The following is a 24862-nucleotide window of genomic DNA, read 5'->3' as shown; positions in this document are numbered from 1 at the left end:
AGACTGGGTCAGACGCCGGTGGGGTCGCGTCCGGTGACGCAGTACAGCGCGTCGCCGGGGTCGCTCAGGACGATCCAGTGCTCGTGGCGTTCCACCACGGTCGCGCCGAGCGACTCGTGCCACGCGGCGGTGGCTTCCACATCCTCGGCAGCCAGATCGACATGCGCGCTGGTCGGGCGGTTCTCGCCGAGGCGCTGCAACAGCAGCTGCGCGGGCAACTGGCGCTCCGCGCTGCGCAGCCGCGCGAACTCCGGCCGCCTGCCCTGCTGGTAGGACCACCCGGTCAGCAGCTTCCAGAAGCGGGTCTCGACCTCGTGGTCGTCGGGGCCGATGTCCAGGCACACCTGATCCAGGCGCGACAGCGTGCCGTCGGGAGCCCGCACGGCGGGCGCGGGCGTGCTCGTCGCGCGGCCGCTTGGCGTCAGGCAGAACGTCTGGCCGCCGGGGGAGCGCAGCACGGCGTAGTCGGGATGGTTGGCGACCAGTTCCGCTCCCAGGTCGAGCGCGGTGCGCACGGCGGACGGGATGTCGTCGACGTCCAGGTCCAGGTGGACTCCGCCGAGACCGGTCACCGCTTGCATCTTGACGCTCGCCGCGGCGAACAGCGCCGGGTCCGGCAACAAGGTGAGGAACTCGTCGTTCGCACCGCGCCGAGGGGAGAGCTCGGTGCCGGTGACCGTGGACCAGAACTTCGCGCAGTCGTCGAAACGCTGCCCCGGGCGGTCCAGGAAGACCCAGATCCACCGAATCATGTGCACTCCTGTCTCGTCGCCCGCGTGTCCGGTGATCATGGTGAGCGAGGCTGCATGCGACCCTAGGTACACGTGCCCGGCTTGTCGAGAAAATACCCGCGCCCTTGAGTTTGGCGCGAATTTGATGCTAAGTGGCATTTCAGCCACTCGTTGCGGACGCATAGTTCGGGCACGCTCGTCGGGTGACCGAACTGCAGACGCCGCCCCCTGTTTCGCTCGATTCCCCGCCGCGCCTGCGGTTGCACCCGGCGTGGCTGGTCGCGGCCGTCGGCTTCGTCGCCCTGCTCGGCGCGGCCGGGTTCCGCTCCGTGCCCAGCGTGCTGATGGACCCGCTGCACGAGGAGTTCGGCTGGTCGCACGGGACCATCGGGACGGCCGTCTCACTGAATCTGCTGCTCTACGGCCTGATCTCGCCATTCGCCGCCGCGCTGATGGACCGCTTCGGCATTCGCAGGGTGGTGGCGTGTGCGCTGCTGCTGGTCGCCGCGGGCAGCGGGCTGACGGTGTTCATGTCCCGGCCGTGGCATCTCGTGCTGACCTGGGGGCTGCTGGTCGGTATCGGCGTCGGGTCGATGTCGATGCCGTTCGTCGCCACGATCACCGGACGGTGGTTCGTGCGGCAGCGCGGTCTGGTCACCGGTGTGCTCACCGCCGCGGGCGCGACCGGGCAACTGGTCTTCCTCCCGCTGGTGTCCGCGCTGGCGCACGCCCACGGCTGGCGGGTGCCGTCGCTGATCGTCGCGGGCGCCGCGCTGGCCGTGGCGCCGCTGGTGCTGCTGTTCATCCGGGACTACCCCAGCGACCTCGGCGTGCGCGCCTACGGCGCCGAACCGGACAGCACGGCGGGTCTGCGCGTGCCCGCCGCCGCCGGCGCGTCGCGGGCGCTCACGGTGCTCGCCGCGATCGCGCGCCGTCCCGGTTTCTGGTTGCTGGCCGGCGGGTTCGCGGTGTGCGGCGCGTCCACCAACGGGCTGGTCGGTACCCACTTCGTCAGCGCCGCGCACGATCACGGCATGCCGCCGACCACCGCGGCGAGCCTGCTGGCCCTCGTCGGCATCTTCGACGTGGCGGGCACCATCGCCTCGGGCTGGCTGACCGACCGGATCGATCCGCGCTACCTGTTGATCGGCTACTACACGTTGCGTGGCCTGTCGCTGCTGATCCTGCCCGCGCTGCTGGGTCCGGACACGCAGCCGAGCCTGTGGGTGTTCATCGTCTTCTACGGCTTGGACTGGGTGGCCACGGTGCCTCCGACGGTCGTGCTGTGCCGTGAACTGTTCGGCGCCGACGGCCCGGTCGCCTTCGGCTGGGTGTTCGCCTCGCACCAGATCGGCGCGGCGGTGGCGGCCACCGGCGCGGGCCTCATCCGCGACCTGCAGGGCGGCTACGACCTCGCCTGGTACCTGGCGGGCGGTCTGTGCGCCACGGCCGCCGTGATGTCGGCGGTCATCCGCAGGACGCAGGCCGCGGCGGGGTGATCCGCTCCCGGCGGGTTCAGCCGTCGATGGCGTTGTGCGGGCGCGACTCGATGGCCGTGCGCGGACGGTCCCACCGGCTCGGCTCGTCCTTGCGGCGCGGCGGACGGTCGTTGGCGATCAGCACCGCGATCCAGGGCAGCGGAATCGACGCGGCGATGATCAGGATGGACAGCAGCGGGTTGCCGAACGCGCTGTAGGCGATCGCGGCCAGGACCAGGCACGGTATGCGGAACGCCATGATGATGGTGTACCGGCGCACCCGGGCCCGGTGCTGGTCGTCCAGTGAGGGCGCCGCCTCGGTGATCAACGCGGGGTGCTTGTCGTCACTGCCTGGGAAGTATCCGGGGGAACGGCGGGGCTGCGTCGGCATCGTCACGTCGGGGTGCTCTTCGCGGTCGCGGCCGTCGGCGGATGAGGAATCGCCGTTCTGCTGCATACCCCGAGTCTTCCACTCGGGGTCCGCCCGCGCACATGCCGAGGTCGTTTTCCGGTTTTGCGATGGTGTCGCTCGATGCGATACCGAGGCCGGTTCCCGCTTCTCAGTGGTGCGCTCGAGGCGATACCGAGGTCGGCTCACCGGGTTCGCAATCGTGGTCGTCTCCCGGGTGACACCGTGGTCAGCGGGGTTGTCGCGGGATGCGGCATCATGGAGTGCGTGAGCACCGACACCATGGTTCGCCCGGATACGACGACCGACGAGACGACGGGCGACGACACCCCGAAGTTCTTCCACTACGTGAAGAAGGACAAGATCGCCGAGAGCGCCGTGCTCGGCACCCACGTGGTCGCGCTGTGCGGAGAGGTCTTCCCGGTGACCCGCTCGCCCAAGCCCGGCTCTCCGGTGTGCCCGGAGTGCAAGAAGGTCTACGACGGCCTACGCAAGGGCGACTGAGGCGAAGCGCTACTCGCCGGGCGAGGACCGCGCCGCGCGCAGGTCGAGCACGGCGCGGCGGCCGTCGGGGTCCGTGTCGTCCGGATCCGGCGCGGGCTCGTCCCGCTCCGCGGTGTCCGCGTCGGTTCCGCTCTCTCCGCGCACCTGATTGGCGATCCACTCCTTGACCTGCTCCATGCGCGTCGCGCGGGCGGGCCAGAACTCCTGCACCGCCGCGTTGAACTCCGCGCCCAGGATCACCGCGAAGCCCAGGAAGAACGTGAACAGCAGGAACGCGATCGGCGTCGCCAGCGCGCCGTAGGTGACGCCGGTGCGGCTGACCCAGGACAGGTAGCGGCGCAGCACTTCGCTGGCCGCCATGAAGAACACGCCGGCCACCAGTGCGCCGCCGAAGAGCCGGTGCCAGGGCAACGAGGTGTGCAGTGCCAGCTTGTACAGGGTGGTGAGCCCGACGATCAGCAGCAGGCCGACGCCCGGGTAGTAGAAGAAATCCAGCAGTTGCAGTCCGGTCGCCCGCCAAGCGGTCGGCAGCACCCGCCCGATCAGCGTCGGCCCGAGCGCCACCAGCGGCAGGATGAACACCGACGCCGCCAGGAACAGCACGTACAGCAACAGGGCGAAGATGCGCTGCCATACCGGGTGCCGCGCGTCCTGCTGATCGTGGGCCTCCACGATCGAGTCCACGAAGGTCGCCATCGCCGACGATCCGGCCCACAGCGACAGTACGAAGCCCACCGACACCACCGCGCCGCGCCCGCGCCCGAGGACGTCCTGCACCGTGGGCTCGATGAGATCGGTCACCACGTTCGCGCTGAACAGATCCCGGCTGAACGCGATGATCTTGGACTCGACGATCTGCACCGTGTCCGGGCCGAACCAGCCCCCGACGTAGCCGAGACTGCCGAGCAGGCCGAGCAACAGCGGCGCCAGCGACAGCGTCTGCCAGAACGCCGCGGCGGCCGACTTGGCGAAGATGGAGTCGGCCCAGGCCTTCTCCGCCACCCGCATGCTCAGCGCCGCGGCCCGCCTGCTCACCCGCGTGGCCCGTGCGCTCGCGCGGTCGGCCCACGTGGGCGAGCGCACGGCGACGGCGCGCGTCGGCGGTGCGTCGGTCCGCGGCGGGTCGCCCGGGAGGGCGTGGTGCTCGGTCATCGTCCTTACAGCATCGCGCACTTCGGCGATCGGCATCGGGTGTGCGCGATGTGTCGGTGGGCGCCGGGTGAACTTCCAGCGTCCTGGCTGGTGGCCGTGTGATGCCCATCGCGCCCGCCGCGTCGGTTTGGCGACACGCCGTGCCGGGCCGCTAGGGTCGTCTGCGTGACTGGGTCGGGTGGCGCCGCTGTGGCGGGAGAAGCAGAGACGCCGGGCGATTCCAAAGCGGTGACCACCGCCTCCGGTGGTTCCCTGCGCGCCTGGCAGCGACGTGCGCTGACGAAGTATCTGGCCACCAAACCGCGGGACTTCCTCGCCGTGGCGACCCCGGGGGCGGGCAAGACCACCTTCGCGCTGCGCGTGGCCGCCGAACTGCTGGCCGACCGCACCGTGGACCAGATCACCGTGGTGGCGCCCACCGAACATCTCAAGCACCAGTGGGCACAGTCGGCGGCGCGCGCCGGGATCGCCCTCGACTCGCGGTTCTCCAACTCCACCGGCGGCACCTCGGGGGACTATCACGGTGTCGTGGTCACCTACGCGCAGGTCGCCGCGCATCCCTCGCGCCACCGCGTGCGCACCGAGAATCGCAGGACACTGGTCATCCTCGACGAGATCCACCACGCGGGAGACGCCAAGAGCTGGGGGGAGGCCACCGCCGAGGCGTTCGGCGACGCCACCCGCCGCCTCGCCCTGACCGGTACCCCGTTCCGCAGCGACGACAGCCAGATTCCGTTCGTCGTCTACGAACCCGACGAGTCCGGATTCCCGAAGTCCCGCGCCGACCACACCTATGGTTACGCCGAGGCGCTCGCCGATGGCGTGGTGCGGCCGGTGGTCTTCCTGGCCTACTCGGGCGAGGCGCACTGGCGCGACAGCGCGGGCGAGGAGTACTCCGCCCGCCTAGGCGAGCCGCTGAACGCCGAGCAGACCGCGCGCGCTTGGCGGACCGCGCTCGACCCGGCCGGCGACTGGATCTCCGCGGTGCTGCGCGCGGCCGACATCAGGCTGCGCCAGAAGCGCGCTTCCGGCATGCCCGACGCGGGCGGCCTGGTGATCGCCACCGACCAGGACCGTGCCCGCGACTACGCCGAACTGCTGGAACACATCTCGGGTGAGAAGCCGGCGCTGGTGCTGTCCGACGACCCGGCGTCCTCCGATCGCATCGCCGAGTTCAGCAACAGCACTCAGCCCTGGATGGTCGCGGTCCGCATGGTGTCCGAGGGCGTCGACGTGCCGCGCCTCGCCGTCGGCGTGTACGCGACCAGCGCTTCCACGCCGCTGTATTTCGCGCAGGCGATCGGGCGTTTCGTGCGCGCCCGTCGGTCCGGCGAGACCGCGACCGTGTTCCTGCCCTCGGTGCCGGTGCTGCTGGATCTGGCCGCGCAACTGGAACTGCAGCGCGACCACGTCATCGGCAAGCCGCACCGGGAGAAGAACGGCTTGGACGACGAGCTGCTCATCGACGCGAACAAGCAGCAGGACGAGCCCGGCGAGCAGGAGAAGTCCTTTGTCGCGCTGGCCGCCGACGCCGAGCTCGACCAGGTGATCTACGACGGCTCATCCTTCGGCACCGCGACCTTCGCCGGAAGCGATGAGGAAGCCGACTACCTGGGCATTCCCGGCCTGCTAGACGCCGAGCAGATGCGCGCGCTGTTGCGTGAGCGGCAGGCCAAGCAGGTCGCCGAGCGCAGCACGCCCGTCCCCGATCCCGGCCCGCAGGTGGCGGGCGCCGCGGAGCGGGTCGCCACCGCCGATCGGCTCGGCGAGCTGCGGCGTGAACTCAACAGCCTGGTGGCGATGCATCACCATCGCACCGGCAAGCCGCACGGGGTGATCCACGGTGAGTTGCGCCGCGAGTGCGGCGGGCCGCCGACCGCGTTGGCCACCGCGGAGCAACTCGGTGAGCGCATCGCCGCGCTGCGCCGCAAGTAGTCGTCAGCGGGCGGGGACGGGCCAGGCGGCCATGGCGCAGTCGATGGACGCCGTGAGTTCCGCCAGCGACGCGCCGTCTCGCGCCTGGATGGACAGGCCGTAGAGGACCGTGGTGTAGAAACCGGCGAGCGCCGCGGTGTCGGTGCGCGGCGGCAGATCGCCCTCGGCGACGCCGCGCTCGAGCCGTCGCCGGATGTCTTCGGTGGTCTCGCGGCGCTTGTCGATCAGGAAGTCGCGAATGCCGGTGTTGCGGGTGGTGTAGGTGGAACCCGCGAGCACCACCATGCACCCGTGCGGCTTGTTCGCTTCGGTGTAGGCGGCCGCGTTGTCCCGCAGCATCGCCTCGACGGCCGCCCGCGCGGTGGGTTCCTCACGCAGCGCGCGGGCGGTGTGGCCGCCGTCGGTGTGCCCGTAGAGTTCGACGGCCGCGCGGAACAGTGCCTCCTTGCCGCCGAACGCGGCGTACAGGCTGGGTGAGTTGATCCCCATCGCGGCGGTGAGGTCGCTCATCGACGCGCCCTCGTAGCCGTGCTCCCAGAACACCTCCATGGCGCGGCGCAACGCCTCGGCACGATCGAAAGCGCGCGGTCGTCCCCGTTCAGCCATGCCCGACCTTTCTGTGTCGATCGTTAAATATACCCCTTGACATCGCCGCGGCGAATGCGCTTGGCTATTTATGTACTGATCGACACAAAAATTGGAGGAGTACCGATGGCGGAGCTGACGGGCAAGGTCGCGCTGGTCACCGGGGGCAGTCGCGGGATAGGCGCTGCGATCGCGCGCCGCCTCGCCGCTGCGGGCGCGGACGTGGCGCTGACCTACCAGCACGCCGAAGAGCAGGCGAAGACGGTGGTCGGGGAGGTGGAGGGGCTCGGGCGCCGAGCCGTCGCGATCCGGGCCGACAGCGCCGACGCCACCGCCGTGCGGGCGGCGGTGGACCACGCGGCGTCCGCACTCGGCGGACTGGACATCCTGGTCAACAACGCGGGGATCTTCCCGGCGAAGCCGTTCGCGGAATTCACCGTCGCGGAGGTCGACAACGCGCTCGCCGTGCACGCACGTGCGGCGTTCGTCGCCGCGCAGGCCGCGGTCGCGCACATGACCGACGGCGGGCGGATCATCAGCATCGGAACCAACCTGACCGATCACGCCCCGTTCGACGGCGTGACGCTCTACAACCTCAGCAAGTCCGCCCTCAACGGCTTCACCAAGGCGCTGGCGCGTGAGCTGGGCCCGCGTGCGATCACCGTGAATCTCGTGCAGCCGGGCTCCACCGACACCGATATGAACCCGGTCGACGGCGCGCACGCGCAGCGGCAGCGCGACCTCACCGCGCTCGGCCGCTTCGGCGCCGCCGACGATGTCGCGGCCACGGTCGCCTTCCTCGCCGGGCCGTCCGGCCGCAGCGTGACCGGCGCGTTCCTCACCGTGGACAGCGGCACCAACGCCTGATCAACCGGTGAAATACCGCCCCGGCGGTACCCCGACCGCCCGCCGGAAAGCCGCGACGTACGCGCTGGGCGTCGCGTAACCGACCCGGCCCGCGATCCGCGCGATCGGCATGCCCGCGGCGAGCAGCGGCAGCGAAGCCGCCAGCCGGATCTGGGTGCGCCACTGGCCGAAGCCCAGACCCGTCTCGGCCACGAACAACCGCGCCAGCGTGCGCGGGCTGGCGGCGACGTGGGCGGCGAACTCGGCCAATGTGCGCGGATCGGCCGGATCGGCGGCGAGCGCGTCGGCCACCTGCCGCGCCCGGGGATCGGTGGGCGGATGCGCGCCGATCGGGATCACCGACACGGGCTCGAGCAGATCGAAGACCACCGCCTCGGCACGCGCTCGCCGCTGCGGGGTGGCGTCGGCCGTGGTGAGCAGATCGAACAGTTCGTGCAGGAGCCGGGTTACGCGCAACATGGTCGGCGCGCCGAAATCGAGCGGGCACCGGCCGGGGTCCAGGAAGATGCCGCGCATCGCCGCGCCGTCGCAGGTGCCGGTGCGGTGCGCGGTGCCCGCGGGAACCCACAGTGCTCTGGTCGGGGGTAAGACCCAGCGGTTGTCGCCCACCTCGACCGCGAGGACGCCGCGAGACGCCCAGGCGATCTGGTGTTGCGGATGCTCATGCCATTCGAACCAGTGCCCCGCGGGCAGCACCCCGATCCCGAACACCATGGCGGACGCGCCGGTGGGAGCGGGATGGACCACGGCATGGCCGTTCTGCGACACAACGTGTCACCGTAGCCTGTCGTGCCAGGCGCGGTCCGTCCCTAGCGTCACAGGAATGGCGATGAACACACTTCACCGATTGCTGTGCCGCTCCTCGATGTGGGAGAAGACCAGTGCGACGCGCATCGTGCCGTGGGCGCTGTCCGGTCTCGACCTCGGCGCCGACACCCTGGAGATCGGCCCCGGCTACGGCGCCAACGTCGCCGCGCTGCTGGGCCAGGACCTCGGCGCTCACCGGCGTCGAGATCGATCCGGCGCTGGCCGCGCGGCTGCGCGACCGGCACGGCCGGTCGATGACGGTGATCGACGGCGACGGCGCGGACATGCCTTTGCCTGAGGAACGATTCGATTCGGTGGTCTGCTTCACCATGCTGCACCACGTGCCCTCGCCCGGCAGGCAGGACGCGTTGTTCGCCGAAGCCCTGCGGGTGTTGCGCCCCGGCGGGGTGTTCGCGGGCAGCGACGGGCTCGACGGCCGGATGTTCCGGCTCATACACCTCGGGGACACCTGCGTGCCCGTGCCGCCGGAGACCGCCGCCGACCGGCTGCGCCGCGTCGGCTTCACCGATGTCGAGATCGATTCCGGCGCAAGCAGTTTCCGCTTCCGGGCCAGGAAGCCGGAGTGAGCCGGGCCCTGCGGGTCCCGAGGCCGTCCTGCGGTTCAGCGCGGCGTCGTGGTGAAGAAGCGACGAGGGTCGAGCGCGCTGATCGGCGTCCATCGCGTCGCCGGTGCGGGCTCGTCCGAATTCCCCGGCGCCATGGCGAAATACCCCTGGATCGCCAAGCCGAGGCGGGGGTCCTCGTCGACTCGCCGCGCCATCTCGTAGAAGACGGCCAAGACGTGCACGCACCGTGTCTTGCGCGCCGTGCACGAACAGTCGGTCCCCGCGAGCACGGGCGCGAGCGCGATCCCGGCCGCGCTGATCGCGCGATGCATGTCGTCGGTGGGCATGGCCGGTTCCGTCACGACCGCGGCGATCGCGCTGATGGTCTGCCGGGACAGCGGGGCCACCTCCACCTGCGTCACCGACGCCTGACCACCCCGGTGGATGGTGGCCCGCACCTCGCCTCCCTCGACGGTGGCCTGCACGCCGTTGTTGCGCGCGATGCTGCGGGCGCGGGGCAGCAGCGGGTCCGGCCGGGTCTGGTGCAGCGGCTCGGCCAGCCGCACCCAGTCCATGCCCCATGCCGTGTAGCCGAATTCGTTGTCCGCCATCAGTTCTCCCTCTTGCGGCGCAGGATCTCGATCAGCTGGGCGTCGTCCAGCGCGGCCAGCGCCGCGATGCCCGCCGCGTCGGCGAGGTCGCGCAGCGCCGCCTTGCGGCCGTGCATGCCCGCGATGTGCTCCTCCACGGTGGTGGTCGAGGTGAGCGTGGTGACGGTGACCGTGCGGGTCTGGCCGATCCGGTGCACCCGGTCGGAGGCCTGCGCCTCCACCGCCGGGTTCCACCAGCGATCGAAATGGACGACGTCGGCGGCGCGGGTCAGCGTGAGTCCGGTGCCCGCCGCGCGCAGGCTGAGCACCAGCACCGGCGGCCCGTCCTCGGCCTGGAAGCCGGTGACGATCTCGGCGCGCTCGGCCTGCGAGAGCCCGCCGTGGAAGAACGGCGCGCGCACACCGAACCGCTCGGCGAGATGCCGCACCAGCAGCTCACCGGTCTGCCGGTACTGCGTGAAGATCAATGTCGGGCTCGCGGTTTCGAGGTTGGCGGCGATGATGTCGGTGCACAGGTCGAGTTTCCCGGACCGGCCTGCCAGCTCGTCGAGCTCGCCGGTGATCAGCCCGGGATGGTTGCACACCTGCTTGAGGGCCGTCAGCGCGGCCAGCACCCGGCCGTGGCGCTCGATGCCCGTGCCGAAGCCGTCGTCGACGGCCTTGTCGAGCAGCTGGTCGTAGAGCAGTTCCTGTTCGGGGGTGAGGTCGCAGAGCAGGTCGCTGTGGATCTTCGCGGGCAGTGCGGCGGCGACCTGACGCTTCGTGCGGACCAGCACCACCGGTTCGATGCTGTCGCGCAACCGCGCCGCGGCGGCGGCCGAACCCTCGTGGATCGGCCGCACGAAGCGCCGCCGGAACTGCGTCCGGTGCCCGAACAACCGCGGCGCCACCAGGTGCAGCAGGGCCCACAGCTCCTCCAGATGGTTCTCCACCGGCGTGCCGGTCAACGCGACCGTCGCGGCCGCGTCGATCGCGCGCGCCGCCTTCGCGACCTGGGTGCGGGGATTCTTCAGCGCCTGCGCCTCGTCGAACACCGCCGTCGCCCAGCTCCGCCGCGACAGCAGCTGCCCGTGCAGACGCAGCGTCGGGTAACCGGCGATGACGATCGTCGCGGCGTCGGCGTCGGCGTCGACGGCTCCGCCGCGCCACACGACCGCGCGCAGCCCCGGCGCGAACCGGCCGATCTCATGGGCCCAGTTGCCGACCAGCGAGGTGGGGCACACCACCAGCTGGGGACCGGCCTCGGCCCGGTCGAGCAGGAAGCCGATGGTCTGCACGGTCTTGCCGAGGCCCATCTCGTCGGCGAGCACCGCCCCGCCGTGGGCGGCCACCGTTTCGCGCAGCCAGCCGACACCGCGGGCCTGGTAAGGCCGCAGCCGGGCCTTCAACGTGGCCCGCAAGTCCGCGGCGACCGCCTCGGTGTCGCGCAGGACGCCCAGCGCCCGCTGTGCGGAGACGACGGCCGTGCCGGAGGCGTCGGGAACGGCGTGCGCGGCGATGGGCAAGGCATCGGAGTCCGGGGCCTGCGGTTCGCAGGCAGGGTCGGCGAGCACGGAACGCATCACCCGCTGCCAGGCCAGGACCGACTCTCCCGGGTGTTCGAGACGCGAGCCGGCGAAGGTCTCGGGATCCACCAAGGCGGCGTCCACGTCGACGACCTCGAGGGCTCCGTCCACGCCGATCGGGGCGGCCAGCGCGATGGTCTCGCGGTCACCCGGGCCGGTCGGAGCGGGCCCGGGAGTGTGTCCGAGCCAGGTCCAGAGCGCGAACATGTGCCGATCCGGTAGATAAGTGACCTGTGTGCTGAACAGGATCCAACCCCTCAAATCAACGTATGGTGTACGGAGTAGTGTAACGCCCACCGTACCGGATAGGTTCCGAGGAGCCAGTGAGCGACGACGTCACCTCCGACGAGGCCCAGCGGCTGATGAGCTTGCTGTGGCGGCACGAACTTCCGCCGCGTCCGGCGGGGCGTGGACCGAAACAGACGGTCAGTGTGGACGCGGTGGTCGCGGCGGCGGTCGCGCTCGCCGACCGGCACGGCTACGAGAAGGTCTCCATCCGCACGGTCGCCGCCGAGCTGGGGCTGCGGCCGATGAGTCTCTACACCTACGTGCCGAGCAAGGAGGCGTTGACGGCGCTCATGGTCGACGCGGTGGCCGAGGAGGACGCTCCCATTCCCGCGGATCTGCCGCCGCGGGAGCGCCTCGCCGCCGTGGCCCGTCAGATCCGGGCGGAACTCCTCGCGCATCCCTGGCTGCTCGAGGTGTCGCCGTGGCGGCTCGTGCTCGGGCCGGGACGGATGCGTCGGTACGAACGCCAGCTGGCCGCGATCGACGGGCTCGGCTTGCCCGACGTGGCGATGGACCGGGCCATCGCCGTGCTGTCGGAGTTCGCCACCGGAAACGCGCGCATGGCGGTGGCGGCCGCTCGGGAGACCGCGCGCATGAGCGACGCGCGCTGGTGGGAAGTGCACGGACCGCTGCTGGCCGAGGTGATGCCGCCGAGCCGGTTCCCGCTGGCCGCACGCGTCGGTGCGGCGGTGGGCGAGCTGTACCAGGCGCCCGCCGACCCGGACGGCGCGTTCGAATACGGCCTGGCCAGGCTGCTGGACGGCATCCTCGGCGCGGACCGATCGCCGCCGGACGCATGAGCAGCGGGCGACCTGTGGGTCGCCCGCTGCCGGTGGAAACGGTGTTCTGTTGTCCGATGCTGTTGTGTCAGGACGCGAGGAGCAGATCAGAGCGCGGGAGCGGACTCCGTGTCGATCACGGCGTCCAGCTCACGCAGCCGATCCATGTGTTCGTTCGCGTGGTGCTGGCAGAAGAGCAACTCTCCACCCGCGGGCAGTACGGCGCGCACTCGGGCTGCCGCCCCGCAGCGGTCGCAACGATCGACCGCGGTCAGTGGGGTGCTTGTCAGGGTTCCTGGCATGACTCCTCCGTCCTGGCTCCCGGTCCCGACGACCGTTCACCTGGTGTGGGGCCCGTGGTCACTCACCACGAGCTCGCTACCGCTACTTCCCAGCAGGGGTATTGACTACTCTGTCAGACGTTCGGGACGGGGGACTTTGTTCCCGCGGATGAAGCAGTGTGTTTTCGATAACACGACCAGGGATTTCGCTACAGGCGAACGCCACAGGTCCTGCCGCCGATGTGTGCTGCATCACAACCTCGATCGACCGATTAAGTTGTCTACCGGGAGATTACCCGTGACCTGTGACACTCACACGCTGGTTCACCTATGCACTTTGGATGAATGGCTTTCCGCGCGGCAAACAGGGGAGTACCGTGCCCCCTCACTCGCCGAAGCGGGGTTCATCCATCTCTCCTCGCCGCAGCAGGTGCACCTGCCCGCGAATCGCTTGTTCGCGGGGCGGCGCGATCTGGTGCTGCTGCGGATCGACTCCCGCCGCGTCGGGTCACCGATCAAATGGGAGCCGGGGGTCCCGACCGATCCGGAGTCGATGCTCTTCCCCCACCTGTACGGCCCTTTGCCGGTGGGCGCGGTCACCGGGGTCGCGGAGTACCTGCCCGGCACGGACGGGACATTCGCCCCGCTCCCGGCGTGACTACCGGTCGCGGAGCTCACGCGCCACGATGGCGGCCTGAACCCGCGACCGCACACCGAGTTTCGCCAGCACCCGGGAGACGTGCGTCTTGACGGTCGTCTCACCGATGAACAGCCGGCCTGCGATCTGCGCGTTGGACAGACCGTCGCCGAGGCAATCGAGCACTTCGCGTTCCCGTTCGGTGAGTTCGCCGAGCCCCGGAGGAGCCGACTGCACCGCAGCGTGATTCGACGCGGCGAACGCCGAGATCACCGCCCGCGTCACCTCCGGAGCCAGCACGCCGTCCCCCGCCGCGACCGCGCGCACCGCCTCGACCAGCGCCCGGCCCGACGTGGATTTCAGCACGAACCCCGAAGCGCCCGCCCGCAGTGCGCGAAAGACGTACTCGTCCAGGTCGAACGTGGTCAGGATCAGCACCTGCGCCAGGCCGTCCGCGGTGATCCGCTCGGTGGCGGTGATCCCGTCCACTCCCGGCATGCGCACGTCCATCAGCACCACCTGCGGCCGTAGCGCTTTGGCCTGCGCCACCGCGACATCGCCGTCGGCGGCCTCGCCGACCACGTCGATATCGTGCTCCACGTCCAGGATCATCCGCAGGCCGGCACGGATCGCGGCGTGGTCGTCGGCGATCACCACACGAATCGTCATGCGGGGCCCGTGCTTCCGAGCGGCAGGGTGGCCAGTACTTCCCAATGGCCGGCATCGTTTCCCGCGCGCAGACTTCCGCCGAGCGCCGCGGCCCGCTCGCGCATGTTCACCAAGCCGCGGCGCCCGGCGCGAGCCACGGACCGGGACGGCCGCGCGGGCGCGGTCCGGTTTCGGACGGATATGGTCAGCATCTGCTCCCCGGTGCGCACGTCGATCGAGACCTCTTGTCCCGGAGCGTGTTTCATGGCGTTGGTCAAAGCCTCCTGGACGATGCGATAGGCGGCCTGGTCGACCGCGCTGGGCAGCGTGGTGGCGTCGAGTGCTTCGTGGACCCGTACCGAGATCCCCGCCGCGCGCGCGGCGTCCACCAGGATCGGCAACTGCGCCAGGGTGCGCGGCGCGGCCACCTCCGCGGCGCCGTCGTCGCTGCGCAGCAATCCGATCATGGTGCGCATCTCCTCCAGCGCGCTGACGCTGTTGGCGCGGATGGCGCGCACGATCCCGGCCACCGCCGGGTCGGCGTCCGGGCGGGCCAGTACGCCGAGCGCCGCCTCCGAGTGCAAGGCGATGGCCGACAGATGCCCGGCGATCACGTCGTGCAGGTCACGCGCCATCGTGGTGCGCTCGTCGGCGACGGCCGCGCGGCGGTCGAGTTCGGCGACCAAGGTCAGCGCCTCGGCGCGAGTGCGCTCGGCGTGCGCGACCTCCTTGTGCGTGCGCACCGAGTTCGCCCACCAGATCGGCGTCGCGACGAAACCGAACACCGCCACCAGCGCCACCGCGACCGCGCGCAGGTCGCCGGTCAGCGCCATGGTCAGCGCCACCACGACGGCGGAGAGCGCCGACCACGTCAGCGCCGTGATCCGCGACGCCCTGCGCCCGGCGTACAGCACGGCCGCGTAGATCAGGTCGGCGTAGACGATCCACACCGGCACCGTGGCGCCCAGCCGGATGTCGACGGCCAGCGGGACCAAGCCGGCCACCATGGCCGCGACCGGCGTCCGGCGCCGGCAGGAGGTCGCCAGGCACAGCGCGGCCAGCACACCGCACCGCACCCACAACGACACGTGCTCGCCCCGCTCGGTCATGGTGGACAGACCGGCGAGATACAGCGCCGCGCCGCCGGCGAACGCGATCACCGCGCCCAGCGCGTCCCGCATCCGCTCCGGCACATCCGCCCACCGCCGCACGCCCTCCATCACAGCACAGCGTCCGCGACGCGCCATCGGCCGAAGTGATGACCGATCCGTTCGCCGAGGGGGTGATCCGGTTAATCTGGAGGCGTGAACGTCGACGTCACCGCACTACCCGGCATCGGTGTCCGGAAGGACTTCGAAGTGCGTTCCGGTCGCCGAATCGGCGTGGTCGCCCACCGCGACGGTGATATCGACCTGATCGTCTCCAAGCTGGACGATCCCGACGCCTGTGCCGCGCAGATCCCCCTGACCACCGATGAGGCGGCGGTGCTGGCCAACCTCCTCGGCGCGCCGCAGCTGGTCGCCAAGCTCAACGACGACCACCGCGACATGCCCGGGATCACCACGCGCCAGCTCCCGATCGGGGACGATTCGCCCTACGACGGGCGCACCCTCGGCGAGACCGAGATGCGCACGCGCACGAAGGCCTCCATCGTGGCCGTCATGCGGGCCGGGCAATTGCATCCCTCGCCCGGACCCGATTTCACCTTCACCGCGGGTGACCTGCTCGTGGTCGTCGGCACCCCGGAGGGCTTGGATGCCGCCGCGAAGATATTGACGCACGGCTGAGCCGTGACGGACACCGCGCTCGCCCTGATCGAGCTCGGAGCGGTTCTTTTCGTTCTCGGCATGCTGGGGCGTGTAGCGGGCCGGATCGGCATGTCGCCCATCCCGCTGTACCTGCTCGGTGGTGTCGCCTTCGGCCAGGGAGGGCTCATCGAACTGCGGGCCGCCCACGACTTCGGTCATATCGCCGGCGAGATCGGCGTGGTGCTGCTGCTGTTGCTGCTCGGCTTGGAGTACACGGCGGCGGAGCTGGTCACCGGCCTGCGCCGCTCGTGGGCGGCCGGTGTGGTGGACATCGTGGTCAACGCCTCGCCCGGGGCGGTGGTGGCGCTGATGCTCGGCTGGGGTCTCGACGGCGCGATCACGATGGCGGGGGTCACCTACATCTCGTCCTCGGGCATCGTGGCGAAAGTCCTCGACGACCTCGGGCGCCTGGGCAACCGGGAGACACCGGTGATCCTGTCCATCCTCGTTTTCGAGGACCTGGCGATGGCGGTGTACCTGCCGATTCTCACCACGGTGCTGGCCGGGCTCAGCTGGATCAGCGGGTTGCGTGCCCTTACGGTGGCGCTGATCACCATCACGCTGGTGCTCTTGGTGGCCCTGCGCTACGGGCGGTACGTCTCGGCGATCGTGGACAGCGCCGACCGTGAGGTCTTTCTGCTCACGCTGCTCGGCGCGGCCCTGCTGGTGGCAGGCGTTTCCTCGGCGCTGAGCGTGTCGGCGGCGGTCGGAGCGTTCCTGCTGGGCATCGCGATCTCCGGCTCGACCGCGCACGCGGCGGCGAAGATGCTCGAACCGCTGCGCGACCTGTTCGCGGCCATCTTCTTCGTGGCCTTCGGGTTGAACACCGACCTGCGAGCGATCCCGCCGGTGCTGGGCTGGGCGATCGCGCTGGCGGCGGTCACGGTCGTGACGAAGGTGGCGACCGGCTGGTGGGCCGCCGCGCGCGAGGGCATCCGGCGGATGGGCCGGGCCCGGACGGGCGCTGCGCTGGTGGCACGGGGCGAATTCTCCATCGTCATCGCGGGACTCGCCGTGAGCGCGGGCGCGATGGACGGTCAGCTCACCGCGCTCGCCTCGACCTACGTCCTGCTGATGGCGGTGCTCGGCCCGATCGCGGCGCGGGTGGTCGAGCCCGTGGTCGGGGTGCTGCAGAACCGCGGCCGCCCCGCACCCCAGGTCTCCTGATCAGTCCTCGACCACGCTGGCTCGACGGGCGGCGGTCCGCTCCAGCCGCCGCCAGAGCAGGCTCGCGATCGCGCCGACCGCCAGCCCGATCACGGCGGCGCAGAGATGGCCGTAGTCGGTGAACGTCGGCTCGACCCACAGCGCCACCCCGAGCGCCGCGAGGAGCGCGCACGCCCACACCAGCCGCGCCTTGCCGCGGAAGCGGAAAGCCAGCGCCGCCAGTACGGCCGAGAAACCGTAGCTGGTCCCGACATCCGCGGCGACCGCCACCCGCAGCGGGATGAGGCCGCGGTCGATGGCGTGGGAGATGCCGGTGACGGTCAGCAGCGTCGCTCCGATGTGCCCGGTGGCGAACAGCAGGATCCAGCGCGCGGTGCCCAGCCAGCGTTCGGCATACGCCATGACGACCAGGAACCCGGCGATGGTCGCCCAGGGAAATCCGCCGTCGGTCCAGAACGCCGAGGCGACCAGCACCTGCACCGGGTTGTGCCGCATGTTGTAGAGGTTGGTCGACGCGGAGAAGATCAGTCGGCGCTCGACCGAGTCACCGACCCCGCGAAGCGTCCACCACGTGACGAACAGCGTGAACGCGTAAGCGGTGCTGGCGGGCGCTGCCCCCAGATGCGCGCGGATCGAGGGCAGCAGCCGCCGCGGCAGCCCGGGACGCCGCAGCCAGGCCGAACCGTCGCGCAACTCGGCGCGCAGGTCGACCGTCCGCGTCCACGGTGACCGGAGCCAGCTCGGAGTCGAGGTCGAGGCAACCACCCCGCAAGTCTGCCGGGCGGGGCGCAGGGGCGGCGGCAGGCGCCGGTGTGCGCTGTGTCACGGGTCGGTGTGCGCGACCATGACGGCCGTTTCACGCTTCAGGGCATCCCGCTCCGGCGCACCGCACAGCCGCGATGTCAGGAGAACCGCACAGGAGCGAGCTGCATGGCGAGAAGGGCAGAACACCGCCTCCGGTCACCCCTTGGGCAGGTGTGTCGGCCGCCGTGATCCCGCCGCGGCGCACCGCGCGGAAACGTCTGCACGGCGATGATCATCCCCTGAGACCTGAGCCGAAACTACCGGACCTGGCAGGTCGGCGTCGATCCTCGGCGAAGTCCGGGACGCGAGCGGAACGCACTGCAGCGCAAGGGGAATCGACATGCGTCAGCCAGTAGGCGTGCTAAGGGAAGGACGTTGCCAGCACATCCGGGGGCCGCACGCCGGAAAGCGCGACGCCCGCATTCGCCGGCCGCTGGACGAATCGAGCGGACGACGGATGCGGGCGTCGAGGCGGAGGCGATCTAGTCGAGGTAGTCGCGCAGGACCTGGGAGCGGCTGGGGTGGCGCAGCTTGCTCATGGTCTTGGACTCGATCTGACGGATCCGTTCGCGGGTGACGCCGTAGACCTGGCCGATCTCGTCGAGGGTGCGCGGCTGACCGTCGGTGAGGCCGAAGCGCAGCCGGACCACGCCCGCCTCCCGCTCCGACAGCGTCTCCAGCACCGACTGCAGCTGATCCTGCAGCAGCGTGAAGCTCACCGCGTCCACCGCGACCACGGCCTCGGAGTCCTCGATGAAGTCGCCGAGCTGGCTGTCGCCCTCGTCGCCGATGGTCTGGTCCAGCGAGATGGGCTCACGCGCGTACTGCTGGATCTCCAGCACCTTCTCCGGCGTGATGTCCATTTCCTTGGCCAGCTCCTCCGGCGTCGGCTCGCGGCCGAGATCCTGGAGCAGCTCGCGCTGGATGCGCCCGAGCTTGTTGATGACCTCCACCATGTGCACCGGGATGCGGATGGTGCGGGCCTGGTCGGCCATGGCGCGGGTGATGGCCTGCCGGATCCACCAGGTGGCGTACGTGGAGAACTTGTAGCCCTTGGTGTAGTCGAACTTCTCCACCGCGCGGATCAGACCCAGGTTGCCCTCCTGGATCAGGTCCAGGAACGCCATGCCGCGGCCGGTGTAGCGCTTGGCCAGCGAGACGACCAGGCGCAGGTTGGCCTCCAGCAGGTGGTTCTTGGCCCGGTTGCCGTCGCGGACGATCCAGTTGTAGTCGCGGCGCATCGCGACCGGCAGCTTCTCGCCCTGCTCGGCGAACTCGCGCACCTTCTCCGCGGCGTAGAGACCGGCCTCGATCCGCTTGGCGAGTTCGACCTCCTCCTCGGCGTTGAGCAGCGCGACCTTGCCGATCTGCTTGAGGTAGGCGCGCACCGAGTCGGCCGACGCGGTGAGTTCGGCGTCCTTGCGGGCCTGGCGCAGCGCCTCGGATTCCTCTTCGTCCCAGACGAAATCGCCGGAGGCCTTGTCGGCCGCGCTCGGCTCGTCGGACTCCTCGCCCTCGGCTTCCTCGGTCTCGGCGTCCTCGGCGACGTCGACCAGATCGTCGCCCTCGGTGAGATCCTCCTCGGAGACTTCCAGATCGCCGAGATCGTCCAGATCGAGCGACTCGTCCTCGAGCGTCTCCTCGGCGCCGGGCTCGCCGTCCGGACCGACCTTCTTGGTGGCGGCCTTCTTCGCGGGAGCCTTGGCCGCCTTGGCGGCCTTCTTGGCAGGCGCCTTCTTGGCGGCGGCCTTCTTCGCCGGAGCCTTCTTCGCGGCAGCCTTACGGACCGGCCGTGCTGCGGTTACATCTGCGGAGTCGGCATCGGCCGATTCGGCGGTCTGACGGGTATTCGTGGCTACCACGTACGCCCTTTCGTGACGGTCTCGTGCGGCGTCACGCCAGAGTGGTGTTCCGGCGGAGCGATCTGTCGGGTTTCACCGGCGGAGGGCCGGTCGGGGTTTCTCCGGCTGCGCCGGGCACGTTCCATTGTAACGATCTAACCAGGGTACCTACGGCACGATGCCTGGAACGGCATCCTTGCGGTACCCGCGCGCCTCACGGCGCGACGCCCCCCGCGATGGCCATGGCGGCGCCGACGATGCCGGCCGTGTTGCGCAGGCGGGCCGGTATGACCGGCGTCCGGTTGGTGAGCAGGGGAATCCACTTCTCGGAGTCCCTGCTGATGCCACCGCCCGCGACGAAGACCACCGGGAAGAACAGGTTCTCCAGCGTCGTCAGCACCAGGCTGACCTGCGCTGCCCATTGCTCGTAACTCAGGTCGTCGCGTTCTTTGATCGAGGCCGCCGCGCGATGCTCGCTCTCCATGCCCTTGACCTCCAGGTGGCCCAGTTCGGTGTTGGGCACCAGCGTGCCGTGGTAGAGCAACGCCGAGCCGATGCCGGTGCCGAAGGTCAGCAGCATGACCAGGCCCGCGAAATTGCGCGCCGCGCCGAAGTGGTCCTCGGCCATGCCCGCGGCGTCCGCGTCGTTGAGCACGGTGACCGGACGGCCGCCGAGCGCGGCCGAGAACAGCGCCCGCGCGTCGGTGCCGATCCAGGACTTGTCGATGTTCGCCGCGGTACGGGCCACGCCGCCGAGCACCACCGCGGGCAGGGTGATGCCGACCGGCCCGGTCCACTGGGCTTTCTCGACCAGTTCGGCCACCGCCTCGGCCACGGCGAACGGAGTCGCAGGATGCGGCGTCGCGATCTTGATGCGCTCGTGGACCAACTCGCCGGTGTCCAGATCGACCGTGGCGCCTTTGACGCCGCTGCCGCCGATGTCGATGCCGAATGCGTGCCCCCGAGCGGACATGACTAACCCCTCGTTTCCCTGTGCTGGCCGATGTGATGACAGCGCTGCACGGGGCCCGGGACGCCACGGCGGGCGTTGCGACGGGATGCCCGACGACGGCGCTGTGTCGTGCACGACAAGAGTAATGGGACCACGAGGCTGGGCGTTCGGCGAGGATGTGTGATGCGATAAAGGGCGTGCCGGAAACCTCATCGCCAGTGTCCGACTACACCGCCGACTCGTTCGTCTCGATCGTCGCGCGTGGCGACGAAGCCGACCTGCGCCGCGTCGCGGTCGACATCGCCGAGACGGCCGCCGCCCATGTCCGCGCCCGCCGTCCCGAGGTGTTCGGGCCCGCGGGCGCGCACGCCGAAGGCGCGGTGCAGTCCAAGAGCCACGAGACCGACCCGGTGACCATCGTGGACACCGAGACCGAAGAGCTCATCCGAAAATTGCTCGCCGAACAGCGCCCGGGCGACCCGATCCTCGGCGAGGAAGGCGGCGGCAGCATCGACGACGCGAGTGCCGACACCGTCCACTGGGTGGTCGATCCGATCGACGGCACCGTCAATTTCCTCTACGGCGTGCCGGGCTACGCCGTGTCGGTGGCCGCGCTGCGCGGCGGCAGGCCGGTGGCGGGCGCCGTGGTCGACGTCGCGCGGGCGGCCACCTACAGCGCCGGGCTCGGTCTGGGCGCGCTGCGTGTCGACGCCGACGGCGTGGTGGAGCACTTGCGCTGCACGCCCGTCGAGTCGGTGGCGATGTCCCTGGTCGCCACCGGATTCGCCTACGGCAGGCACCGCAGGAGCAGGCAGGCGGAGCTGGTCGCGCAGGTGCTGCCGCACGTGCGCGACATCCGCCGTTTCGGCGCGGCGGCGCTGGATCTGTGTCATGTCGCCGCTGGCCGCGTCGACGCCTATTACGAGCACGGCCTCAACGCCTGGGATTGGGGCGCAGGCGCGCTGATCGCCGCCGAGGCGGGCGCGCGGCTGACGCTGCCGCCCGCGACGGCGCCGGGCGCCGACGGCGACCTGGTGGTGGCCGCCGCGCCCGGCATCGCCGACGAACTGGGCGAGCTGCTGGCCCGGATCGGCGCTACCGAGCCGATTCCGGACCGCTGATCAGCAGCGTGCTTTCCGTGCCGCGTCGAGCAGCTTGATATCGATGGATGTGGAGTTGCCCGGCGCCGGGTTCTTGAGCGAACGCAGCACTTCCTCGGCGTCGTTGCTGGGACGGATGTCCCGGAACAGCGAGCCGAGCACGAGATCGACGGTGTCGTCGCCGCGCTGATCCTCGATCAGCTCGGCGCACGGCGCGACCAGCTGCACGGAGGCGGCGGCCGGGCGGCCGTTGACGCCGAAGCGGATCTGCCCGGTGCATTCCAGGTCGCCGTTGACGTATACCGAATCGTTGCCGTATTGCGTTCCGGGAGCGCTCGCGAAGCCGAGGTCGCCGAGCTGGGCGGCGACGTGCGCGGCCTGTCCGCGTTGGTTGTTCGCGTTCAGCACGCGCACCTTGCTCGCGGCCAGCGGTGCGGGTTCCACGTCCTGCAGGCGGCCGGCGCCGACCCGCTGACCGAGCGGAGTCGGTTGCGCCGCACCGGGATCCGAGGCCGGGCTCGGCGAGTTGCACGCCATCGCGGTGTGATCGGTGTCGTGCGTGGTGAGGGCTTTGATCCAGACGATCCCGCAGATCAGAGCGAGAACGCCGAGCATGATGAGCCAGGGCTGGGGGCGGCGGCGCACGAACGGCCGACCTTGCGAATCCGTCGCGGTGCCTTCGGTGATCAGTGAAACCACCAGCACACTGTACGGAAATGTGGCGGGGCCGCGACGCAAGGTCTCGGTGCGTTCCCCAGAAGGTGTCGATTGCCCCTCTTTTTCGACTCGGCTGTGTTTTGATTGCGACTTTTGCTCCGGCGTCCGCTATTGTCTGGCGGCCCAGATCGAATCACCGGTTCGGAATCAGTGGTCGGTCGCGGGAACAAGAAGGGCATGTCCTGCGTTTACCCAGCGCTATCCGGAGTGGATCGGCATGATCCGCCCTGATAGGCGACCGGTGTACGTGTGACGTGCACCACCGGCGGGGCGGTACCGGTCGCGGCGATTCCGGCAGGAATCGGGTGTGAGCGGACCGGTCCGGGATACACGGAGTTAGGACGAGGGGAAGACGACATGGCAACCGACTATGACGCACCGAGGCGCACCGAATCCGACGATGTGTCGGAGGATTCGCTGGAGGAGCTGAAGGCTCGTCGTAACGAGGCACAGTCCGCCGTCGTGGATATCGACGAATCCGATACCGCGGAGTCGTTCGAGCTTCCCGGCGCCGACCTGTCCGAGGAAGTGCTGACGGTTCGGGTGATCCCGAAGCAGGCCGACGAGTTCACCTGTTCCAGCTGTTTCCTGGTTCATCACCGGAGCAGGCTGGCCAGTGAGAAGGGCGGCCAGATGATCTGCATGGATTGCGCCGCCTGATCTCGACGAGATCGAACAGAGTGTCAGCCCGCGCTCGGTAGACCGAGCGCGGCGAGGACCCGTTCGGGCCGCCGCGTACTGACCAGCCAGTACGGCGTCGGATCGTCCGGGTCGTCGAGCACGAGCAAGACCATCGGCCCGACCCAGGGTCGATGCTGGACATAGGCGGCGGGGTCGAGCTGGCGACCCAGCGCCGCGCTTTTCGCGGTGGGGGCGACAGCGGCCGCGCGGGCGACGAAATTCACCGGTAGATGTGCGCGATCCGCGCGCAACTCCGGTGTGCCGTTCGCGTCCGGCGCCACTTCGACGCGGTGGCGGCTCAGCCACAACAGCACCCAGACCGGCACGGGGAACAGCAGCACGTAGGGCAGCCACGCACGCAAGCCCGGCGCGCCCATGTGGATCTCCGCCGCGAGCAATCCGGTGATGGCGAACGCCACCGGCCACCACCACAGCGGCACCCACAGGCGCTCCCGGTACCGGTGGGCTGGCTGCGCTTTCTGGTCCGCTGGCATGGGGTTGGGCTGGTCCGACACGAGTCAACACTAAGTCACGAGGGCAGACAGCCTACGCGTAGGCTCGTCCAACGTGAGCGCACTTTCACCCATACCCTTGCTGCGGCTGGACCCCGGCATACCCGTGCCAACGCGCGCCCATGCGGGCGACGCGGGCGTGGATCTGTGCACCACGCAGGACGTCGTCCTGGAGCCGGGGGAGCGGGTGCTGGTCGGCACCGGCGTCGCCGTAGCGCTACCGGTCGGCACCGTCGGCCTGATCCATCCGCGCTCGGGTCTGGCCGCGAAGACCGGGCTGTCGGTGGTGAACACCCCCGGCACGGTCGACGCGGGATACCGGGGTGAGATCAAGGTGTGCCTGATCAATCACGACCCGCGCACGCCGGTCGAGTTGCGGCGCGGTGACCGGATCGCGCAACTGCTGGTGCAGCGGGTGGAGCTGGTGGATTTCGTCGAGGTCGACTCGCTCGACGAGACGACCAGGGGTGCGGGCGGCTATGGCTCCAGCGGCGGTCACGCGAGCCTGACCGCGTGGACGAACGGGGCGGGCCGGGCTACCGGCGAGGAGGCATGACGGGAATGTTCGGAAAGCGAAAGAAGTCGAGCCGGGCCGCGGACGACCGGTACGACGAGGCGGACGATTACGCCGACTACGAGTCCGCCTACGAGGGCGCGTACGACGACGATTTCTACGACGACGCCCCCACCGACGAACGCTCGTACGAAGGGGTGGATCTCGACGTCGCCCGGCCGCACGGCAAGCCGGGTCCGTACGACTACGACGAGGTCGCCGACCTGCTGGATTCGGTGTCCGAGCAGCGGCTGGATCTCGGGTCGGTGCTGCTGCCGGTCCCGCCGGGCGGTCAACTGCAGGTCGAGATGACCCCGGAGGGGCAGCCGCAGGCGGTGCACCTGGCCACCGAGCACGGCCGCATCACCGTCGCCGCCTACGCCGCGCCCAAGACATCAGGGCAGTGGCGGCTGGTCGCCGCGGATCTCGCCGACTCGCTGCGCAAGGACGGCGCCAGGGTCTCGGTCGAGAACGGGCCGTGGGGCCGGGAGTTGCTGGCTTTGACCGAAGGCGCCGACCTGCGTTTCATCGGCGTGGACGGCTATCGCTGGATGGTGCGGCTGGTCGCGGCGGGCCCCTCGGGCGCGGCGAACGACGGCAGCCCGCTGGTGAAGGCGGCGCGGGCGATCCTGAGCGAGACGGTGGTGCGGCGTGGCGAGGACCCGCTGCCGGTGCGGGACCCGCTGCCGGTGGTGTTGCCGCAGCAGCTGGCCGAGCAACTCGCCGCCGCCCATCAGCAGCAGGTGGAAGCCCAGCAGCAGGCGATGGCCGCGCAGGTGGCGGCGCAGACCGGTGCGCAACCGGTGGTGCCGCGGCTGCCGCAGGGCCCGCGCCGGGGCGCGGACGGCTCTGCCATGCAGCAACTCGGCCTGAACTGAGCAGGC

Annotated in this window: 27 protein-coding genes and 1 pseudogene; 13 read left to right on the top strand and 15 right to left on the bottom strand. The window is 70.3% G+C overall.

All coding sequences use genetic code 11. The annotated features are described in order from the left end of the window. Positions 1 to 8 precede the first annotated feature (8 nt). The gene (locus ACWDMM_RS09315; protein WP_449936835.1) at positions 9 to 752 is read right to left on the bottom strand and encodes a VOC family protein; all 744 of its coding nucleotides are present in this window, start codon (positions 750 to 752) and stop codon (positions 9 to 11) included. Between the two features lie 182 nt (positions 753 to 934). Here ACWDMM_RS09315 and ACWDMM_RS09310 point away from each other — a divergent pair, with 182 nt between their 5' ends. Further along, positions 935 to 2230, top strand: a complete 1296-nt coding sequence (locus tag ACWDMM_RS09310; protein ID WP_449936833.1) for an MFS transporter — start codon at positions 935 to 937, stop codon at positions 2228 to 2230. Between the two features lie 16 nt (positions 2231 to 2246). On the opposite strand, the gene ACWDMM_RS09305 is transcribed toward ACWDMM_RS09310, so the two are convergent. Beyond that, positions 2247 to 2600: a DUF3099 domain-containing protein gene (locus tag ACWDMM_RS09305; RefSeq protein ID WP_449936937.1), complete on the bottom strand. Its 354-nt coding sequence runs from the start codon at positions 2598 to 2600 to the stop codon at positions 2247 to 2249. Between the two features lie 285 nt (positions 2601 to 2885). Between ACWDMM_RS09305 and ACWDMM_RS09300 the strand changes: the two genes are divergently transcribed. Then, positions 2886 to 3122 carry a DUF3039 domain-containing protein gene (locus ACWDMM_RS09300; RefSeq protein ID WP_039799212.1) on the top strand — a complete coding sequence of 79 codons (237 nt, stop codon included), beginning with the start codon at positions 2886 to 2888 and terminating at the stop codon, positions 3120 to 3122. 9 nt (positions 3123 to 3131) lie between these two features. On the opposite strand, the gene ACWDMM_RS09295 is transcribed toward ACWDMM_RS09300, so the two are convergent. Next, the gene (locus tag ACWDMM_RS09295) at positions 3132 to 4274 is read right to left on the bottom strand and encodes a YihY/virulence factor BrkB family protein (RefSeq protein ID WP_449936831.1); all 1143 of its coding nucleotides are present in this window, start codon (positions 4272 to 4274) and stop codon (positions 3132 to 3134) included. Between the two features lie 189 nt (positions 4275 to 4463). Here ACWDMM_RS09295 and ACWDMM_RS09290 point away from each other — a divergent pair, with 189 nt between their 5' ends. Beyond that, positions 4464 to 6209, top strand: a complete 1746-nt coding sequence (locus ACWDMM_RS09290) for a DEAD/DEAH box helicase (protein WP_449936935.1) — start codon at positions 4464 to 4466, stop codon at positions 6207 to 6209. Positions 6210 to 6212: 3 nt separating this feature from the next. Here ACWDMM_RS09290 and ACWDMM_RS09285 read toward each other — a convergent pair whose 3' ends face one another. Continuing rightward, entirely contained in the window at positions 6213 to 6815 is a 603-nt protein-coding gene (locus ACWDMM_RS09285; RefSeq protein WP_195082213.1) for a TetR/AcrR family transcriptional regulator, read from the bottom strand. Between the two features lie 105 nt (positions 6816 to 6920). On the opposite strand from ACWDMM_RS09285, the gene ACWDMM_RS09280 reads away from it, so the two are divergent. Next, positions 6921 to 7661: an SDR family NAD(P)-dependent oxidoreductase gene (locus ACWDMM_RS09280; RefSeq protein WP_195082214.1), complete on the top strand. Its 741-nt coding sequence runs from the start codon at positions 6921 to 6923 to the stop codon at positions 7659 to 7661. Here ACWDMM_RS09280 and ACWDMM_RS09275 read toward each other — a convergent pair whose 3' ends face one another. Further along, entirely contained in the window at positions 7662 to 8429 is a 768-nt protein-coding gene (locus ACWDMM_RS09275) for an AraC family transcriptional regulator (protein WP_449936829.1), read from the bottom strand. Positions 8430 to 8484: 55 nt separating this feature from the next. Between ACWDMM_RS09275 and ACWDMM_RS09270 the strand changes: the two are divergent. Then, a pseudogene (locus ACWDMM_RS09270) lies at positions 8485 to 9055 on the top strand (class I SAM-dependent methyltransferase). 35 nt (positions 9056 to 9090) lie between these two features. Here the strand turns inward: ACWDMM_RS09270 and ACWDMM_RS09265 are convergent. Together ACWDMM_RS09265 and ACWDMM_RS09260 are read right to left on the bottom strand one after the other, a co-directional pair. Continuing rightward, on the bottom strand, positions 9091 to 9645 hold the full coding sequence (locus ACWDMM_RS09265) for an SWIM zinc finger family protein (RefSeq protein ID WP_195082216.1): 555 nt from the start codon (positions 9643 to 9645) through the stop codon (positions 9091 to 9093). After that, the gene (locus ACWDMM_RS09260; protein ID WP_449936826.1) at positions 9645 to 11417 is read right to left on the bottom strand and encodes a DEAD/DEAH box helicase; all 1773 of its coding nucleotides are present in this window, start codon (positions 11415 to 11417) and stop codon (positions 9645 to 9647) included. Before ACWDMM_RS09260 ends, ACWDMM_RS09265 begins: the two co-directional genes overlap by 1 nt. Before the next feature lie 155 nt (positions 11418 to 11572). Between ACWDMM_RS09260 and ACWDMM_RS09255 the strand changes: the two genes are divergently transcribed. Beyond that, positions 11573 to 12298: a TetR/AcrR family transcriptional regulator gene (locus tag ACWDMM_RS09255; protein WP_195082392.1), complete on the top strand. Its 726-nt coding sequence runs from the start codon at positions 11573 to 11575 to the stop codon at positions 12296 to 12298. An 86-nt stretch (positions 12299 to 12384) separates the two neighbouring features. Here the strand turns inward: ACWDMM_RS09255 and ACWDMM_RS09250 are convergent, their stop codons facing one another. Beyond that, the gene (locus ACWDMM_RS09250; protein ID WP_036538000.1) at positions 12385 to 12579 is read right to left on the bottom strand and encodes a DUF7455 domain-containing protein; all 195 of its coding nucleotides are present in this window, start codon (positions 12577 to 12579) and stop codon (positions 12385 to 12387) included. Between the two features lie 277 nt (positions 12580 to 12856). Between ACWDMM_RS09250 and ACWDMM_RS09245 the strand changes: the two genes are divergently transcribed. Further along, a complete protein-coding gene (locus ACWDMM_RS09245) occupies positions 12857 to 13216 on the top strand; it encodes a DUF952 domain-containing protein (protein WP_323124430.1) in 360 nt (119 codons plus the stop codon). Here ACWDMM_RS09245 and ACWDMM_RS09240 read toward each other — a convergent pair whose 3' ends face one another. Continuing rightward, a complete protein-coding gene (locus tag ACWDMM_RS09240; protein WP_195082219.1) occupies positions 13217 to 13864 on the bottom strand; it encodes a response regulator in 648 nt (215 codons plus the stop codon). It lies immediately after the preceding gene. After that, positions 13861 to 15063: a sensor histidine kinase gene (locus ACWDMM_RS09235; RefSeq protein WP_449936823.1), complete on the bottom strand. Its 1203-nt coding sequence runs from the start codon at positions 15061 to 15063 to the stop codon at positions 13861 to 13863. Before ACWDMM_RS09235 ends, ACWDMM_RS09240 begins: the two co-directional genes overlap by 4 nt. An 84-nt stretch (positions 15064 to 15147) precedes the next feature. Here ACWDMM_RS09235 and ACWDMM_RS09230 point away from each other — a divergent pair, with 84 nt between their 5' ends. Beyond that, the gene (locus ACWDMM_RS09230; RefSeq protein ID WP_067808878.1) at positions 15148 to 15630 is read left to right on the top strand and encodes a cation:proton antiporter regulatory subunit; all 483 of its coding nucleotides are present in this window, start codon (positions 15148 to 15150) and stop codon (positions 15628 to 15630) included. A 3-nt stretch (positions 15631 to 15633) separates the two neighbouring features. Beyond that, the gene (locus ACWDMM_RS09225) at positions 15634 to 16818 is read left to right on the top strand and encodes a cation:proton antiporter (RefSeq protein ID WP_195082220.1); all 1185 of its coding nucleotides are present in this window, start codon (positions 15634 to 15636) and stop codon (positions 16816 to 16818) included. Here ACWDMM_RS09225 and ACWDMM_RS09220 read toward each other — a convergent pair whose 3' ends face one another. From ACWDMM_RS09220 to ppgK, 3 genes are all read right to left on the bottom strand, one after another. Beyond that, entirely contained in the window at positions 16819 to 17583 is a 765-nt protein-coding gene (locus tag ACWDMM_RS09220; RefSeq protein WP_357206759.1) for a rhomboid-like protein, read from the bottom strand. A gap of 521 nt (positions 17584 to 18104) precedes the next feature. Beyond that, positions 18105 to 19484, bottom strand: coding sequence for an RNA polymerase sigma factor (locus tag ACWDMM_RS09215; protein ID WP_195082222.1), 1380 nt, complete (start codon positions 19482 to 19484; stop codon positions 18105 to 18107). A 193-nt stretch (positions 19485 to 19677) separates the two neighbouring features. Continuing rightward, the gene (gene ppgK / locus ACWDMM_RS09210) at positions 19678 to 20436 is read right to left on the bottom strand and encodes a polyphosphate--glucose phosphotransferase (protein ID WP_067808872.1); all 759 of its coding nucleotides are present in this window, start codon (positions 20434 to 20436) and stop codon (positions 19678 to 19680) included. Positions 20437 to 20633: 197 nt separating this feature from the next. Between ppgK and ACWDMM_RS09205 the strand changes: the two genes are divergently transcribed. Continuing rightward, the gene (locus tag ACWDMM_RS09205) at positions 20634 to 21536 is read left to right on the top strand and encodes an inositol monophosphatase family protein (protein WP_323124428.1); all 903 of its coding nucleotides are present in this window, start codon (positions 20634 to 20636) and stop codon (positions 21534 to 21536) included. Here ACWDMM_RS09205 and cei read toward each other — a convergent pair whose 3' ends face one another. Beyond that, positions 21537 to 22214 (bottom strand): envelope integrity protein Cei, encoded by a 678-nt coding sequence (gene cei, locus ACWDMM_RS09200; RefSeq protein ID WP_195082224.1) that lies wholly within the window; start codon positions 22212 to 22214, stop codon positions 21537 to 21539. Between the two features lie 375 nt (positions 22215 to 22589). Between cei and ACWDMM_RS09195 the strand changes: the two genes are divergently transcribed. After that, entirely contained in the window at positions 22590 to 22892 is a 303-nt protein-coding gene (locus ACWDMM_RS09195) for a DUF4193 domain-containing protein (RefSeq protein ID WP_039799153.1), read from the top strand. Positions 22893 to 22915: 23 nt separating this feature from the next. Here ACWDMM_RS09195 and ACWDMM_RS09190 read toward each other — a convergent pair whose 3' ends face one another. Further along, a complete protein-coding gene (locus tag ACWDMM_RS09190) occupies positions 22916 to 23407 on the bottom strand; it encodes a DUF3093 domain-containing protein (protein ID WP_195082394.1) in 492 nt (163 codons plus the stop codon). A 73-nt stretch (positions 23408 to 23480) separates the two neighbouring features. Between ACWDMM_RS09190 and dut the strand changes: the two genes are divergently transcribed. Further along, positions 23481 to 23981, top strand: a complete 501-nt coding sequence (dut, locus tag ACWDMM_RS09185) for a dUTP diphosphatase (protein ID WP_195082225.1) — start codon at positions 23481 to 23483, stop codon at positions 23979 to 23981. Positions 23982 to 23986: 5 nt separating this feature from the next. After that, positions 23987 to 24856 carry a DUF3710 domain-containing protein gene (locus ACWDMM_RS09180; protein ID WP_195082226.1) on the top strand — a complete coding sequence of 290 codons (870 nt, stop codon included), beginning with the start codon at positions 23987 to 23989 and terminating at the stop codon, positions 24854 to 24856. Positions 24857 to 24862 lie beyond the last annotated feature (6 nt).

It is taken from the genome of Nocardia sp. NPDC003726 (assembly GCF_053586955.1).
Note: the sequence above shows the minus strand (reverse complement) of the source record. Positions and strands in the feature narration are given on the sequence as shown.